The organism is Pelistega suis, assembly GCF_013133795.1.
In the GTDB taxonomy this organism is placed as follows: domain Bacteria; phylum Pseudomonadota; class Gammaproteobacteria; order Burkholderiales; family Burkholderiaceae_B; genus Taylorella; species Taylorella suis.
Genome location: NZ_JABGBN010000002.1, coordinates 229,458 through 245,006, shown reverse-complemented (window position 1 = coordinate 245,006; position 15,549 = coordinate 229,458). Strand labels below are relative to the sequence as shown.

The following is a 15,549-nucleotide window of genomic DNA, read 5'->3' as shown; positions in this document are numbered from 1 at the left end:
GAATTGTAAATAGCTAAAAAATTAATTTGAATTGGGTACTGTAGGCGCATCAAGTGCTCTAGGGATAGAGGGGGTATCTGCAGGAACAGGCTCTGAAGGGATGCCAAAAAGCGTGTCATAATAAATTTTTAATAGTTGTTCATCGCTAGCTGCAAGCGCTTTCGCAAAATCATCATGCGATAATGTTCTTGATAAGGATAAGAACCGTTGTTCACATAAAGGAAAGACATCTTCTTCTGCAGGCGCTTGTTGATGCTTTTCTACATAGATATATTGCATACAAGTAATAACCGCTTTGTGTTTATCATAATCGGTATAACCTGGCTCAAGCGGAATGTCTTGTGCCCAGCTAGTACAATGGATTATAAAAAAACCACAAAATAACAAAAACTTATTTCGCATCATTACTCTCCAAACCTAAAATGATTGTCGCGATTTTGGCATTTGTTTGCTTATCATCGGGAGATAAAGTGTCATAAATATCTTTTAAAATATATTTGTGCGAATAAGCTCTAGCAAAATTTTCATAAATATTTTTATTTAAATTCAAATACTTGTCTAATGAAACCTCTTTCATGAACGCCGTGAGGCGGAATTGACAAAGCCTATCAATATCCTCGTTTGAGAGTGCTTTATCTTTACCATGATGAACAACAGTCATACCAGAGCTAATACCGTTTTTACAGATACTCAACAACTCTTGCTGAATCGCCTGTGGATAAGGCTCTGCCATGCACCCAATCAATAAAAAACAGCTAAAAAAAACTAAGAAAAGTTTCTTTTTCTGTAAAAGTGAAAAAAAAGGTTTCATATTTGCTTTGATAAAGTATAATCGTTGAGCTGTATTATAGACGCGAAAAATTTTTTGTGTGGATAATGCAGGGATTTGTGTATTAACTTAGGATAATTAGCGTGCAAAAACATATTCTAACTATATTGCTTACACTATTTAGCCAAACAGTTATTGCTCAAACCAGTTTTGATGAGCCTGACCTTGATATTAGCGTCCTAGATAGCGATATATCAGTAACGTGTAATAAAAATTGTAAAGAGCAATTAAATTTTGATGTCGTCACTTTTGATAGTATTCTCAAGAAGCCCGTCGGTAATGCCAAGGTTTCTTCAGACTATGGGTGGCGTATTCATCCTGTGCTAAAACGTAAGAAATTCCATCATGGTGTTGATTTTTCCGTACCCACAGGTACGCCTGTAAAAGCAGGGCAATCTGGTCAGGTTGTTTATGCGGGATGGATGAGTGGTTACGGTAAATTGATTGTCATTAAACACGACAATACATATAGTACCGTCTACGGACATTTACATAGTTTTGGTCAAGGCATTAAAGTTGGTAGCCGTGTCAACAAAGGTCAGATTATCGCTAAAAGCGGGAATACTGGGCGTTCGACGGGAGCGCATTTGCATTACGAAATTCGTGTCAATGGTTTAGCGGTGAATCATCAGACAGGAAAGGCTGGCTCTGATCAGCGTCTAGTCTTTAATAACTCAGGCAAAGCAGGTAGAGGGCAAGACTTACCATCGTCAGATAAAATTCAGGCAAGTCGTCAAAACAACGGTCGAGTTCGCGCAGTTATTCGTTAAATTTGGCGGAGATAATCTATCTCTCAAGAAAAACCTAGTTTTACTAAAACTAGGTTTTTCTTTTTTAGCCATTGATTCATGAGTCTTTATTCTAGTTATTGTTACAAGATGAAACTATTTTACACTTAATTACTTGCCTAAGCAGATAGTTTTTTCATATAATGCCAAAATTAGTATTATCCCTTACTATACATTTCAGATTTTTAAGTAAATAAGCACTGTAAAAAATTTAACTCGATTAATAGTGAAAAAATGAATTTCAAACATAAATTATTAGTATTAGCTCTCACCCCTGTTTTTGTTTTAGCGGCTTGCGGTAAAAGTGAACAACAGCAGGCTCAACAACGCCCACCGATGAATGTGGCGGCAATAACTGTAGGCACAGAAGAAGTGCGTATTTTTACAACATTACCAGGACGGATTTCAGCGATTAAAGATGCCGAAGTTCGTGCTCGTGTGAATGGTATTGTACAAAGTATTAATTTCACCCAAGGAAGTCGAGTAAAAGAGGGGCAGTTACTCTTTAAAATTGACCCTGCTATTTATCAAGCAGATTTAAATGCGGCGCAAGCCAGTCTTAATCAAGCACAAGCGAGTGCCAAAAGTGCAAGTGCTTTAGCCGCTCGTTATCAGGCATTAGTGAAAGAAAATGCGATTAGTAAGCAAGAATATGATAATGCAGTATCAGCCGCTAGCCAAGCGAAAGCCAGTATTGAATCTGCCCGTGCAGCTGTAGAATCTGCGAAAATCAATCTTTCGTATACTAGTGTAACATCACCTATCGACGGTATTATTGGTGAGGCATTAGTGACAGAGGGTGCCTTGGTAAGTGCAACTGGAGCAACAGCACTAGCTAAAGTGCAACAGCTAGGTGAGGTTTATGTCGACTTTACGCAATCGACGATTGAAATGACGCAATTACGCAAAGCCTTTTTAAATGGTGAGCTTGAACGTGTCGATAATAATAGTGCGGTTGTTCGCTTAATTCTAGAAGACGGTAGCACTTATGATAAAACAGGGAAGCTTTTATTTAGTGGTGTAGCTGTTGATCCAAATACAGGTAAAGTCAATTTACGTGCGACCTTCCCAAATCCTAAAGAATTATTATTACCAGGAATGTTTGTCCGTGTACAACTAGAGCGTGGTTTAAATAAAGCCGCTGTGATGGTTCCGACCCAAGCCATCCAACGTCGTGCGGATGGTAGTAGCTTAGTATATGTTATTGAAGAAGGTAAAGTAGTGGCTCGTCCTGTTACCTTAGGTGAGGTCGCTGATGATAAAACACAAATCACTTCTGGGTTGTCTGCAGGTGATCAATTAATCGTTGAGGGTTTTACCAAAATTGGTCCCGGCATGCCAGTGAATGCCTTACCTTGGGCAAAAGATCCTCAGGCGCAACAAACTACAACTACCGAACCAGCTACTACGCCTAAGTCGGAAGAGGCGGCTAAGACCGATAAAGCGACTAATAGTACGCCGTCTACTGAACAAAAACAATAATTTCCAAGCAAAGGTTACAACAAATGGCTCAATTTTTTATTCATCGCCCCATTTTTGCTTGGGTAATTGCGATTTTGATTACCTTATTTGGTGCGCTTGCTTTACCGAGCATGCCCATTGCTCAATATCCTAATGTGGCACCTCCAACAATTAGTATTTCCGCTCGTTATCCGGGTGCTTCACCCGAAGAGGTTTCTCGTTCGGTCACCAGTATTATCGAAGACAAACTCAATGGGGTAGATAATTTACTTTACTACTCATCCACCAGTGACTCTTATGGTAATGCGAGTATTGACGTTACCTTTCAGCCGGGTACAGACGACAATCAAGCACAAATTGATGTGCAAAATACCGTTGCCAGTGTGACCTCGAGTTTACCTTCTGCGGTGACACAACAAGGGTTGACATATTCTAAGCAAAGCTCGGGCTTTTTAATGGTCGTATCGTTAGCTTCAGAAAATGGTAATTATACTGCTTCTGATATTGCTGACTATATTACCCGAAATGTTCAAAATAGTATTTCTCGTCTAAAAGGGGTGGGGAGCTTCCGATTATTTAGTGCTGAAAAAGCTTTACGTGTTTGGGTTGATCCTGATAAATTAAGTGCATATAATCTGACGATCGCCGATGTAAATACAGCTTTAGCGACTCAGCATGTCACCATTTCTGCAGGTACCTTAGGTTCTCCTCCTGCACCAGATTCACAAACGATTTCCGCTATTATTCGATCTAATGGTGAGATGAGTACCGTTGAGGAGTTCAATAACGTCGTCTTACGTTCGGACTCTGACGGTGCTATCGTACGCTTGATGGATGTAGCAAAAGTAGAAATTGGTCAAGATAATTATCAAACCGGTGCTCGTCTTAATGGTAAACCAACCGCTGCGTTTGCGGTATCACTTTCTCCCACGGCAAATGCGCTAGAAACTGAGCGTTTAGTGAAAGAAACAATGGATAACTTGTCGCAGTATTTCCCTGACGGCATTAGCTATACGATTCCATATAATACCGCTCCTTACATTGAGGCATCGATTAATAAGGTATTCCATACCTTGCTTGAGGCGATGGTGTTAGTCTTTATCGTGATGTTTATCTTCTTACAGAACGTTCGCTATACCATTATTCCAAGTTTGGTCGTGCCTGTTGCTTTACTTGGTACTGTTGCGGTCTTACTGGTATTAGGGTACTCAATCAACGTACTCACCATGTTTGCGATGGTATTGGCGATTGGTATTCTGGTGGATGATGCGATTGTTGTCGTAGAAAACGTCGAACGTATCATGGCTACAGAGGGTTTACCGCCAGTTCAGGCAACTATGAAGGCCATGCCTCAAATTTCTGGGGCGATTGTGGGTATTACCTTAGTACTTGTGACGGTATTTGCCCCTTTACTCTTTATGTCAGGCTCGGCAGGGGTGATTTATCAACAATTTGCCGTGGCGATGGGAATTTCTATTGCCTTCTCTGGCTTTTTAGCATTGACTTTTACACCAGCACTTTGTGCCACCTTATTAAAGCCTATTCCTAAGGATCACCATATGGAGAAAAAAGGCTTTTTTGGTTGGTTTAATCGTGTTTTTGATAAGATGACACATAAATACTCAGCAGGGGTAGCGGCATTGATTAAACGCAGCTTCCGCATGATGTTAATTTATGTCTTATTAGTGGCTGGAGCAGGCTATTTATTTACGAAATTGCCGGGTTCGTTTATGCCTGATGAGGACCAAGGTTATACCATTACCAACATTGAATTACCTTCAGGTGTTTCAGCTAATCGTACCAGTCAAGTATTAAAACACGTTGAAGATTACTACAGCAAAGTTCCTGAAAAGCTCAATATCGTTGCTATTCAAGGTTTTAGCTTTAGTGGTACAGGTCTAAATGCAGGTTTGGCTTTTACGACATTAAAAGACTTTAAAGAGCGCACAACGCCTGAAAGTAGCGCGCAAGCGATTGCAGGTAAAGCAACAGGTGCATTACTCTATGGCATTCCTGATGCCACGGTATTTAGTATTATCCCTCCCGCCATTTCTGCATTAGGTAACTCATCAGGGTTTTCTTTAGAGTTACAAGATCGTGGTAATTTAGGTCAAGAAGCCTTACGTAATGCGGCACAATTATTGATTCAAAAAGCCAATGAATCGGGTAAGATTGTGAATGCGCGTATTTCAGGCTTAGGCCCTGGCCCTCAATTATCGATTGATATTAATCGTGATAAAGCAGCGACTTTTGGTGTGGCTGTAGCTGATGTCCGTTCCGTACTTTCTACGGCGGTGGGTTCTAGCTTTATCGGTAAGTTCCCCAATAACGGTCGTATGCAAAATATTTGGGTACAAGCCGATGCTAATGGTCGCTTAGCACTAGAGGATGTCTTACGTCTAAAAGTTCGCAATAAAGAAGGTAATTTAGTCGATTTAAGTACCGTCGTAGATGTGAAATGGACTAATGGCCCATCACAAGTTAAGCGTTTTAATAGCTACGACTCAATCAGTCTTTCTGGTGGTGCAGCGCCCGGGTATGCCAATGGTGACATTATGAATGTGTTAACTGACATTATTCGTAATGAATTACCAGAGGGGATTGGTTTTGAATGGTCTGGCTTATCATATCAAGAAATTCAAGCAGGTAGCCAAGCGCCTATTATGATGGGTTTAGCTATTCTTGTGGTATTTCTTGTATTAGCCGCCTTGTATGAAAGCTGGTCTATTCCTTTATCTGCTTTATTAATTGTGCCTTTAGGTATGTTAGGTACGGTAGCTCTGACCTATCTATTAGGCATGGCTAACGATATTTATTTCCAAGTAGGGATGATTACCGTTATTGGTCTATCGGCTAAGAATGCCATTTTGATTGTCGAATTCGCCAAAGACCTCTATGCTGAAGGCAAATCGTTAGTGGAATCGGCTGTTGAGGCAGCACACTTACGCTTCCGCCCCATTTTAATGACATCCTTTGCGTTTATTATGGGGGTGATTCCATTAGCCATTGCGACAGGTGAGGGCGCTGCTGGTCAAAAAGCGGTAGGTTTTGCTGTATTAGGTGGTATGTTGGCAGCTACACCTTTCTCGGTGATTTTTGTGCCCGTATTCTTTGTGGTGATTTTACGTTTATTTAAGACAAAACCACGCTTACTAGGCGAACAAGAAAACCTACTTAAAGAAGCGCAAGCAGAGCGTCAATTTAAAGATGAAATTTATGCTGATATGGATAGCTATTCAGCACCAACGGAGAATAAATAATGAATATCTTTCGTATATCCGTATTAAGTGGCACAGTACTTTTAGCGGCATGTAATTTTGCACCTAAATATGAAACACCAGAGTCACCCGTGGCTAATGCGTATAAGGTAAGTTCAAGTGATGCTGTGATGACAGCGGCGGATTTGGGTTGGCAAAGCTTTTTTCATGATATCCGTTTAAAGAAAATCATCGAATTGGCTTTAGCGAATAATCGTGATTTATTAATGGCCACCAAAAATGTTGAAATTGCCCAAAAACAATATGGTATTCAGCTGAGTAATCTTTTTCCTAAAGTAGGGGTGAGTGCGACGCAGTCGGCGCAAAACTTACCAGCAGATATGAATGCTAGTGGCGTACGAGATATTTCTCGTACCTATATCGCTGGCATTGGGGTGTCTAATTTTGAGATTGACTTCTTTGGTAAAATCCGCAACCAAAATGAAGCCGCTTTACAAAGTTACTTTGCGACAGAACAAGCGCAACGTACCGCTCAGATTAATTTGGTCGCGAGTGTAGCGAATACCTATTTCACCATTCGTACGTTAGAAGAGATGGAGAAACTTGTGAGCGAAACATTGGGCGCTTACGAGAGAACTTATCAGATGACGCATGCCCGTTTTAAAGCCGGTGTTGCGTCAATGCTCGATGTCAATCAAGCGAAATTGACGTTGGATAGCGCAAAATCAGCACTTGCAGAAACCCAGCGCAATAAAGCGCAAGCAATGAACGCCTTAGAGCTACTCGTTGGCCATGCATTGCCTACAGACTTACCTAAAGCACCTAAATTCGGGGCAGATGTGTTAATGGATACTATTCCAGCTGGCTTACCGTCAGACTTATTAACACGTCGTCCTGATATTATCGGTGCTGAGCATGAATTAAAAGCAGCCAATGCTAATATTGGTGCAGCCCGTGCAGCATTTTTCCCTTCGATTAGCCTAACTGCCTTACTAGGGGTGGCGAGCATGGATTTAGGTAATTTATTTGGTTCAGGACGCGATGCGTGGACATTTAGTCCTACGGTATCAATGCCTTTATATGCATTTGGTGCACTAAAAAATAGCCTAGATGTCGCTAAATTGCGTAAAGAAGTCCAAGTTGCTAATTACGAAAAAACGATTCAAACAGCTTTTAGCGAAGTGAATGATGCATTAATTGGTGTGAGTACCTACAAGCAGCAATTAGACGCCTTAAGAGAGCAAACGGCTGCAGCCGAGCAATCATTACGATTATCAACATTACGTTATACTAGTGGCATTGATAGCTTCTTAGCGGTACAATCTGCTCAGGTAAGTGTATTAAATGTTAAACAAAACTTTTTATCTGTAGGGTTGGCTTCTTTACAAAACAAAGTGTCCTTATATAAAGCACTAGGTGGAGGTTGGTCTGCTACAGATGTGGTGAAGAAATAAATGATTGATTTAGGTGTCAATATTGATCACGTTGCAACCTTACGTCAGCAACGTCATTGTGCATATCCAGATCCTATTAAAGCCGCCTTACTAGCAGAGCAAGCTGGGGCGGATTTAATTACCTTGCACTTGCGAGAAGATCGTCGTCATATTCAAGATAAAGATGTTTATGAATTGCGTCCTTTATTGATGACACGTATGAATCTTGAATGTGCTATTACGCCTGAAATGCTTAAAATCGCATGTGATGTTAAGCCACATGATGTCTGTTTAGTTCCTGAGCGTCGAGAAGAACTGACGACCGAAGGAGGCTTAGATGTGCTTCGATATTTTGAGCAAACCCGTGATGCAGTCGCCCAATTGGAAGAAAGTGGCTCACGAGTTTCTCTTTTTATTGATCCTGACGAAAAGCAAATTGAAGCGGCCGTTAAAACGGGGGCAAGAATCATTGAATTACATACAGGTGCTTATGCAGAAGCGGTAGGTGAGCAAGCAATTGCTGATGAGATTGAACGTCTTAGAAAAGGGATTGCTTTTGCTTTATCCTGTGGACTTAAAGTCAATGCAGGACATGGCTTACACTATCAGAATGTACAAGCGATTGTGGCTCTGGGTGGCATTAGCGAGTTAAATATCGGTCATGCCATTGTGGCGCAATCGATTTTTGATGGTTGGGAAAAAGCTGTCCGTGATATGAAAGCTCTATTAACGGCAAAAGTTTAATCGCCTGATATGATGCTTAACCTACGAAAGTAGAGCATCTTCATATAGGCGAGCTTGATAGAAAAGGATAAAGATGAAAAACCTAGAAGCAGTGGAATTATTAATCAACCGCAACTCAATGAAAATGGTCGTGGCACCAGCACCGTCAGACGAAGAACTTGCCTTGGCATTACAAGCTGCTGTTGCTGCCCCAGACCATGGTAACTTGACCCCTTGGCGTTTTAAACTGATTCGTGGTGAAAATATCCAAAAATTTGCTGATTTAGGGATTACTATTCGCCAACGTAGTGACAATCCGTTTCCTGAGGAAAAGGTGGCTGCGTCTCGTCAATGGCTATCAGAAGTACCATTAATTATTGCTGTTGCTTGCCATATTGATTATAGCAATACCAAAATTCCAGAGTCAGAGCGTATGTTATCAGCAGGTTGTGCTGTTATGAATATGATGAATGCTTTAAATGCATTGGGTTATGGGACATTCTGGAGTACAGGCATTGCTACTTACGATGATGAGTTTCAGGCAGCCTTAGGATTTGATTCATTAGATTATCGTTTTATGGGATTCTTAGCGGTAGGTACACCTAAGGTGGCTATTCCCAAAAAAGAGCGTAAATCTTATACAGAATTTGTGGAAGAGTGGACAGGGAAGTAATGCCATAGTCTCTATGCTTCACCACAGAGATAGCCAGCTAAGTTAAGCTGGCTTTTTTATTGAACGAGTCAATCTTAGAATGCCATCTGGTCAATAATAAATCCATAATAATCAACAAGATAAAAAATAAATTTAAACCTGTAGATTAATATTGTATTAATTATTATTTAATATCATGTAGTTATATCTATTATTTAAAGTTGTTTGTCGATATTTTATTGTCACATAACATTTAAGACGTATAAATAAATATTTATTATATTCAATAAGTTATAAATATATGGTAATGTATTTTATATTTTTACAAATAATTTTTTTTAAAATCAATGCACTAAGAATAATAATTAATCTATTTTATTGATATACTTTATAATAATTTGATTTTAAATGAAATAATGAATAATCTGCATCAATAAAAAATGCTCACTAAAATAAGTGAGCATTTCTATCAAACACCTGATAGTAAGGTATATTTTAGTTCCAAATAATCATCAATTCCATATTTAGAACCTTCACGACCGATACCTGATTGCTTAATACCACCAAAAGGCGCTAATTCATTGGATAATGTTCCGGTATTTACTCCAACCATGCCGTATTCTAAGCTTTCTGATACCCGAAAGATACGTGCTAAGTCTTTTGAAAAGAAATAAGCGGCTAAACCATAAATCGTATCATTGGCATAGCGAATAACTTCTTCCTCTGTATCAAACTTAAAAATAGAGGCGAGGGGACCAAACGTTTCTTCTTGAGCTATTTTCATCTCCTGTGTAACACCAGATAGAATACTCGGTTCAAAGAATAATTCTCCCGCTACATGAGGATGACCGCCTAACTCTAATAACGCCCCTTTAGCTAAAGCATCTTGAATATGCTCTTGCACTTTATGAATGGCTGTTTGATCGATTAAAGGACCTACAATAACATCTGGATCAAAGCCATTACCAACTTTTAATTGACTGACAGCTTCGCGTAATTTTTGGATAAATAGCGAGTAAATACCACTTTGCACATAAACCCGGTTCGAACAAACACAGGTTTGACCCGCGTTACGATATTTATTTGTGACCAGACCTTTGACCGCGGCCTCTATATCCGCATCATCAAACACAATAAACGGCGCATTACCACCTAGCTCAAGAGAAACCTTTTTAACTGTACCCGCACATTGTGCCATCAATTGTGAACCGACGGCTGTTGAGCCCGTAAAGCTAAATTTACGCACAATAGGACTACGGGTAAAGGTATCCCCAATGGCATGAGTCCCAGTAATAACATTAAAGACACCAGCAGGAATACCTGCTCGATCTGCTAATTCAGCCAGCGCCAGAGCCGAAAGAGGGGTCTGAGAGGCGGGGCGAAGCACAAACGTACAACCTGCAGCTAACGCAGGACCTACTTTACGCGTGACAATACTATTAGGGAAATTCCAAGGCGTAATAGCAGCACAAACACCGATAGCTTCCTTACTTACTAAGGCTTTTTGATGGACAGCTGGAGCAGGGATGATATCCCCGTCAATACGTTTAGCTTCTTCGGCAAACCATTCAATATAGCTCGCACCATAGACAATCTCTCGTTTTGCCTCAGGTAAAGGCTTGCCTTGTTCTGCACAAAGAATCGTGGCCAAGTCGTCTTGATGCTCAATAATAAGTGCATACCATTGCTTAAGTAAGCGACTACGTTCTTTGGCTGGTGTTTTTTTCCATTGAGGCAAGGCTTTATTAGCGGCTTCAATTGCAATTTCTGCTTCTTTTTGGCACATCTTGGGAACTTTGGTAATTAGCTCCCCGGTGGCTGGATTATGAATCTCAATATGTTCAAAGGATAAGGCTTCGTACCATTCGCCATTGATATAACACTGAGTTTTCAGTAAACCTTCGTCTTTTAACTGCATGGATAAGAAACCTGTACGTATTAAGCTGTCAATAAATAAATGCTTATTATAAACATAGATTCAGTTAATAGCGTGTTATATGGATATATTTTTATTTGAATTAATGAGATAGTAGTGTAATTGTTTGATAGCTTATATTATTTCTAATACTCAACTTTACATAATATACATTATACGAATTATTTATGAGTAGGATATGATGATCATACCGAGATTTTTATTGTTTTATTTTCCCTATAATGAAAGCCTTCTTGGAGGTTTTACAATGATTAAAGCGACACCATGTGCCGCTTTATCTCCCTATTTATTTCTTTAACTGAATATAAAAAGTACCTGTCGGTGTAATTGGCAAATATTTTTTATGGAAATCCATATAGGTTTTCAAAGGGTCTACATCAGCAAAGACTTCTGGATATAAAGCTTTTGCCATAAATTGTGCGCTAGCTAAATCGCTAATTGAACGCGATGCACTCTGGTATAAGCCGTAAATACGATTATTTTTTACGGCCGGCATATTTTCCCAGCCCGCACGTTTTGTAAAACCAGCGAGACGTTTTTGTGCATCTTCTTCGCTAATATGAATACCCATCGACATAATATCCGGATTCGTATCATGACCTAACTCCGTCCCTGAAATCATAATCACTTCTGGTTTTGAGGTCAAAAACTGTTCAGGATTAATATGTCCCCAGTTTTCAATAAATGGTGCGCTAATATTGTCTGCTCCGACTTGTTCCGCAATTGCTCCCCACATATTTTTACCGTAAGTGTAACTATACTCAGAAGGTCCTTTATTACCAAATTCGAAATAAAGTTTTGGCTTGGCTTGTTTAGCGTTAGCGACACGTTTTTTAATCTCAGCCATACCCTCAGCATACTCTTTGGCTAACTGTTCTGCCCTCTCTTCTGTACCGGCAAGTTTGCCGAAAATACGCACACTTGCTGTATGTTTTTCGACGGTTTGATCATTAAAGTCGACAGCCACAACAGGAATGCCCATTTGTTCAAGCTTCGCAATTTCGCTTTCTAAGGCTTTAAATTGAATTTCAGGTATGACAAGCACATCTGGTTTTAGCGTTAACGCTTTTTCCAATGAAAATGTATTTGTTACGACATAGCCTACATCAGCAATATCTTTTAATGACGGGATTTTTTCACTGAACAAACTCCAACTGCCTGGATTAAATTTTTCCCAGAATTCACGCGAAATACCCACAACTTTTTGGAAATTTTCCACGCCTGTTGCGGCAATATAATCTGGGTAATAAAAGGTTAAAATCGGACGCTTAACAGGAACATCTATTTTTACTTCGCGACCTAAAGTATCCTTGATTGTCACAACTTCCGCTTGTGCTGGAATGCTTAAAAACCATAAACCAGCTAATAATGCGAGACTTCTTTTCATCATTAAACTTCTCTTTTAATTTAAAAATTAATACTCGCATTCTATCATTTAATGATAATAATTATCAGAATTATTTGAATTTTTTGCGATAATTTGTTACTTCAGCGGACTTAAACCCGGTAAATTAGCAAACCCCTGCTCTTGGACAATTCGAGTAAAATCGGTCAAATAGGTCTTATCGTGTGCTGATTTTCTTATAGCCGCATATAATTCGCTCGTTAATCGTGTACTACTAATCTGTTTGGCGACAACATAGCCTTTTTCTAAATAAGGCATTACCGTCCAATAAGGTAGAGCTGCCACCCCTCTTCGGCTCGCCACCAATTGAATAATAGCAATCGTTAATTCACTATGTCGGCGTGCAGGGTTAATCCCTGCTGGACGTAAAACTTTACGTACCAAATCCAACATATCATCTGGCACAGGATATGTGATTAAGGTTTCGTCCTTAAAGTCATCTGCTTCCCAGATGTCTTTTTGTGCTAATGGATGATCTTTGGCGCAAATACCCACCATTTCATATGAAAATAACGGTAGATAGTGTACATCTGCTTGTTCTTCTACTTCAGAAACAATGGCTAAGTCAGCCCGATGAGTAAGTAATAACGCCACAGGATCGGCATGAAAGCCAGAAACAATATCTAACTCTACTTTTGGCCATAAGGGACGGAATATATCCATCGCAGGCATTAGCCAATCAAAACAGGTATGACATTCCACCGCAACGCGTAACTCTCCTGCCTCCCCTTGTACAAGTTGAGCAATATCTCGCTGAGCATCATGAATCATGGGGGCAATATCTTGGGCTAACTTTAGCAAGCGTTCACCCGTTGGTGTAAAACGTAAAGGATTCGATTTACGCTCAAATAAAGAAGTATTGAAATATTCCTCTAAGGCACGAATTTGATGAGAAAGTGCCGATTGGGTCACAAATAAACGTTGCGAAGCTGCGGATACTGTGCCCGTTTCTGCTAATGTTAATAGTGTTTTTAGATGTTTTAATTCTAGGATAGTGTCCATTGACATCGTCACTCCCCCCTTATTTAGGTGATATTAGCCGTAATGATAGCACATGAGCTTCTCTTTACTAAAGGTTGGCGACTTACAGATATATACAATAAAAAACTCGAGTAAGCCACCACGGCCTACTCGAGTTTTTTTCCCCTCTTGCTTTTTGATAAAGTTCCGCTTTTTTTACTTAAGCTAGAATTTTATCTCTACGAACATTATCTAAAAAACAAGAGCAAAATCCAATAAAAAGAAGGACAAACATTGTTAAGTTGTCGTAAATTAGCCTAACAATAAGGCATCATCTTCGATTTGTTCACCTCGGACTTTTTCAAACATATGCAATAAATCATGTACGGTTAGATTTTTACGCTCTTCTCCACTCACATCTAGTACCACATTACCTTGATGTAACATCACCGTACGATCACCCACTTCAAGGGCTTGTTTCATACTATGCGTTACCATCATGGTTGTGAGCTTTTTCTCGGCAACGATTTTAGCCGTAAGCTGTAGCACGAAATCTGCTGTTCGAGGATCCAAGGCTGCCGTATGCTCGTCCAGAAGTAAAATTTTACTTGGTTGTAAGGCGGCCATTAATAGACTTACAGCTTGACGTTGCCCGCCAGATAAAAGCCCAATCCGGTCTGTTAAGCGATTTTCTAAACCCAAACCCAAAATACTCAAACGCTCTTTGAAAAGCTCTCGCATATCTCCTTTGACCGCAAATCGTAAACCACGAGTTGCACCACGCTGATAAGCTAAGGCCATATTTTCTTCGATGGTTAAGTCCTCACAAGTCCCTGCCATCGGGTCTTGGAACACACGAGCCACTTTATTAGCACGTTGCCAACTTCGTTTACGCGTGACATCCTCATTATCTACATAGATATGTCCCTCATCTACCAATAGCTCACCTGCAATCGCATTTAAAAAAGTAGATTTACCAGCACCATTGGAACCGATAACCGTCACAAATTGTCCCTCTGGAATCTCCAAAGAAATCCCTTGCAAAGCACGTGTTTCGATGGGTGTTTTCTTGTTAAAGGTAATAAATAATTTCTCAGCTTTTAGCATACCATTCCCCCTATTTTTTTAATTTGTGTTTAAGTTTTGGTAAGATTAATGCTACTGTCACTAATACGGCTGTGACTAAGTTTAAATCTTGTGCTTTTAAGCCGATAAAATCACTATTAAGTGCTAAAGCGATAAAGAAACGATATAAAATCGCCCCGACAATAACGGCTAACGTGATGTAAATAAAACGACGAGCCGTAATAATACTTTGACCGATAATGACCGCTGCTAGACCGATCACAATCGTACCAATGCCCATAGAGATATCGGCACCTCCTTGGGATTGAACAAATAATGCACCACCTAAACCGACAAGACTATTAGAGATAGCCATCCCTAACATTACCATACGATCAGTAGAAACTCCTTGAGCGCGAGCCATGCGTAGATTAGAGCCTGTTGATCGCATAGCGAGACCTGTTTCTGTGGCAAAGAACCAGTCCATTAAAAATTTAACGACGATGACGACAATGGCTAGCAGTATAGGACGCCAGTGATAATCTTCAAGAAAGCTAAATTGCGTCAAACTAAAGACAGTATCACTCACAATAAGTGGGATATTAGGTCCATCCATAATGCGCAGATTAATAGAGTATAAAGCCGTCATCATAAGGATAGAGGCTAATAAATCCATAATACCTAATTTGACATTCAGCCAGCCAGTGACCATGCCTGCAAAACCACAAACCACCATCGCTACAATACAGGCAATAAATGGATCGCCGCCATGGCTAATCATCAAAGCAGCCACTGCCCCACCTGTCGCAAACGTGCCGTCAACTGTTAGGTCAGGAAAACGTAGAACCTTAAAAGAAATAAACACGCCTAGAGCCACTAAACTATAGATAAAACCTAGCTCTAACGCGCCTAAGGATGCAAATAATGACATATATTCTAAAAATCCAAAATGGATTTATAAGCCTAGTTTTTAAAGATATTTAAAAGATATATCCTTTTTAAACTACACAACAGCGTATAAAATCCACTGTTTATAAGGAAGAATGGCGTAATCAAGTTGTATTACGCCATCCGTACTA

At 39.9% G+C, this 15,549-nt stretch carries 13 protein-coding genes; 6 read left to right on the top strand and 7 right to left on the bottom strand.

What is annotated here, in order from left to right:
- Positions 1 to 21 precede the first annotated feature (21 nt).
- Both HKX39_RS04430 and HKX39_RS04425 read right to left on the bottom strand, forming a co-directional pair.
- Positions 22 to 402: a hypothetical protein gene (locus tag HKX39_RS04430; RefSeq protein WP_171680102.1), complete on the bottom strand. Its 381-nt coding sequence runs from the start codon at positions 400 to 402 to the stop codon at positions 22 to 24.
- Positions 392 to 733 (bottom strand): hypothetical protein, encoded by a 342-nt coding sequence (locus HKX39_RS04425; RefSeq protein WP_171680101.1) that lies wholly within the window; start codon positions 731 to 733, stop codon positions 392 to 394. The genes HKX39_RS04430 and HKX39_RS04425 overlap by 11 nt, the downstream gene beginning before the upstream one ends.
- A gap of 179 nt (positions 734 to 912) precedes the next feature.
- Between HKX39_RS04425 and HKX39_RS04420 the strand changes: the two genes are divergently transcribed.
- The 6 genes from HKX39_RS04420 to HKX39_RS04395 all read left to right on the top strand — a co-directional run bounded on the left by HKX39_RS04420 (position 913) and on the right by HKX39_RS04395 (position 9,125).
- On the top strand, positions 913 to 1,599 hold the full coding sequence (locus HKX39_RS04420; RefSeq protein ID WP_171680100.1) for a peptidoglycan DD-metalloendopeptidase family protein: 687 nt from the start codon (positions 913 to 915) through the stop codon (positions 1,597 to 1,599).
- 252 nt (positions 1,600 to 1,851) lie between these two features.
- A complete protein-coding gene (locus tag HKX39_RS04415; RefSeq protein WP_171680099.1) occupies positions 1,852 to 3,099 on the top strand; it encodes an efflux RND transporter periplasmic adaptor subunit in 1,248 nt (415 codons plus the stop codon).
- 23 nt (positions 3,100 to 3,122) lie between these two features.
- The gene (locus tag HKX39_RS04410; protein ID WP_171680098.1) at positions 3,123 to 6,338 is read left to right on the top strand and encodes an efflux RND transporter permease subunit; all 3,216 of its coding nucleotides are present in this window, start codon (positions 3,123 to 3,125) and stop codon (positions 6,336 to 6,338) included.
- Positions 6,338 to 7,750 (top strand): efflux transporter outer membrane subunit, encoded by a 1,413-nt coding sequence (locus tag HKX39_RS04405; RefSeq protein ID WP_171680097.1) that lies wholly within the window; start codon positions 6,338 to 6,340, stop codon positions 7,748 to 7,750. The genes HKX39_RS04410 and HKX39_RS04405 overlap by 1 nt, the downstream gene beginning before the upstream one ends.
- Positions 7,751 to 8,473, top strand: coding sequence for a pyridoxine 5'-phosphate synthase (gene pdxJ / locus HKX39_RS04400; protein WP_171680096.1), 723 nt, complete (start codon positions 7,751 to 7,753; stop codon positions 8,471 to 8,473).
- Positions 8,474 to 8,546: 73 nt separating this feature from the next.
- Positions 8,547 to 9,125, top strand: coding sequence for a nitroreductase family protein (locus HKX39_RS04395; protein ID WP_246226029.1), 579 nt, complete (start codon positions 8,547 to 8,549; stop codon positions 9,123 to 9,125).
- A 448-nt stretch (positions 9,126 to 9,573) separates the two neighbouring features.
- Here HKX39_RS04395 and HKX39_RS04390 read toward each other — a convergent pair whose 3' ends face one another.
- The 5 genes from HKX39_RS04390 to HKX39_RS04370 all read right to left on the bottom strand — a co-directional run bounded on the left by HKX39_RS04390 (position 9,574) and on the right by HKX39_RS04370 (position 15,401).
- Positions 9,574 to 11,022 carry an NAD-dependent succinate-semialdehyde dehydrogenase gene (locus HKX39_RS04390; RefSeq protein WP_171680095.1) on the bottom strand — a complete coding sequence of 483 codons (1,449 nt, stop codon included), beginning with the start codon at positions 11,020 to 11,022 and terminating at the stop codon, positions 9,574 to 9,576.
- Between the two features lie 304 nt (positions 11,023 to 11,326).
- A complete protein-coding gene (locus HKX39_RS04385) occupies positions 11,327 to 12,430 on the bottom strand; it encodes an ABC transporter substrate-binding protein (RefSeq protein ID WP_171680094.1) in 1,104 nt (367 codons plus the stop codon).
- A 93-nt stretch (positions 12,431 to 12,523) separates the two neighbouring features.
- Positions 12,524 to 13,447, bottom strand: coding sequence for a LysR family transcriptional regulator (locus HKX39_RS04380; protein WP_171680283.1), 924 nt, complete (start codon positions 13,445 to 13,447; stop codon positions 12,524 to 12,526).
- A 270-nt stretch (positions 13,448 to 13,717) separates the two neighbouring features.
- On the bottom strand, positions 13,718 to 14,512 hold the full coding sequence (locus HKX39_RS04375; protein WP_171680093.1) for an ABC transporter ATP-binding protein: 795 nt from the start codon (positions 14,510 to 14,512) through the stop codon (positions 13,718 to 13,720).
- A gap of 10 nt (positions 14,513 to 14,522) precedes the next feature.
- Entirely contained in the window at positions 14,523 to 15,401 is an 879-nt protein-coding gene (locus HKX39_RS04370) for an ABC transporter permease (protein ID WP_171680092.1), read from the bottom strand.
- Between the last annotated feature and the right edge of the window lie 148 nt (positions 15,402 to 15,549).

Bases quoted from the DNA above. Each gene is read 5' to 3' on its own strand.
- HKX39_RS04430 (WP_171680102.1), bottom strand. From the start codon at position 402: ATGCGAAATAAGTTTTTGTTATTTTGTGGTTTTTTTATAATCCATTGT.
- HKX39_RS04425 (WP_171680101.1), bottom strand. From the start codon at position 733: ATGGCAGAGCCTTATCCACAGGCGATTCAGCAAGAGTTGTTGAGTATC.
- HKX39_RS04415 (WP_171680099.1), top strand. From the start codon at position 1,852: ATGAATTTCAAACATAAATTATTAGTATTAGCTCTCACCCCTGTTTTT.
- HKX39_RS04410 (WP_171680098.1), top strand. From the start codon at position 3,123: ATGGCTCAATTTTTTATTCATCGCCCCATTTTTGCTTGGGTAATTGCG.
- HKX39_RS04405 (WP_171680097.1), top strand. From the start codon at position 6,338: ATGAATATCTTTCGTATATCCGTATTAAGTGGCACAGTACTTTTAGCG.
- pdxJ (WP_171680096.1), top strand. From the start codon at position 7,751: ATGATTGATTTAGGTGTCAATATTGATCACGTTGCAACCTTACGTCAG.
- HKX39_RS04395 (WP_246226029.1), top strand. From the start codon at position 8,547: ATGAAAAACCTAGAAGCAGTGGAATTATTAATCAACCGCAACTCAATG.
- HKX39_RS04390 (WP_171680095.1), bottom strand. From the start codon at position 11,022: ATGCAGTTAAAAGACGAAGGTTTACTGAAAACTCAGTGTTATATCAAT.
- HKX39_RS04385 (WP_171680094.1), bottom strand. From the start codon at position 12,430: ATGATGAAAAGAAGTCTCGCATTATTAGCTGGTTTATGGTTTTTAAGC.
- HKX39_RS04380 (WP_171680283.1), bottom strand. From the start codon at position 13,447: ATGGACACTATCCTAGAATTAAAACATCTAAAAACACTATTAACATTA.
- HKX39_RS04375 (WP_171680093.1), bottom strand. From the start codon at position 14,512: ATGCTAAAAGCTGAGAAATTATTTATTACCTTTAACAAGAAAACACCC.
- HKX39_RS04370 (WP_171680092.1), bottom strand. From the start codon at position 15,401: ATGTCATTATTTGCATCCTTAGGCGCGTTAGAGCTAGGTTTTATCTAT.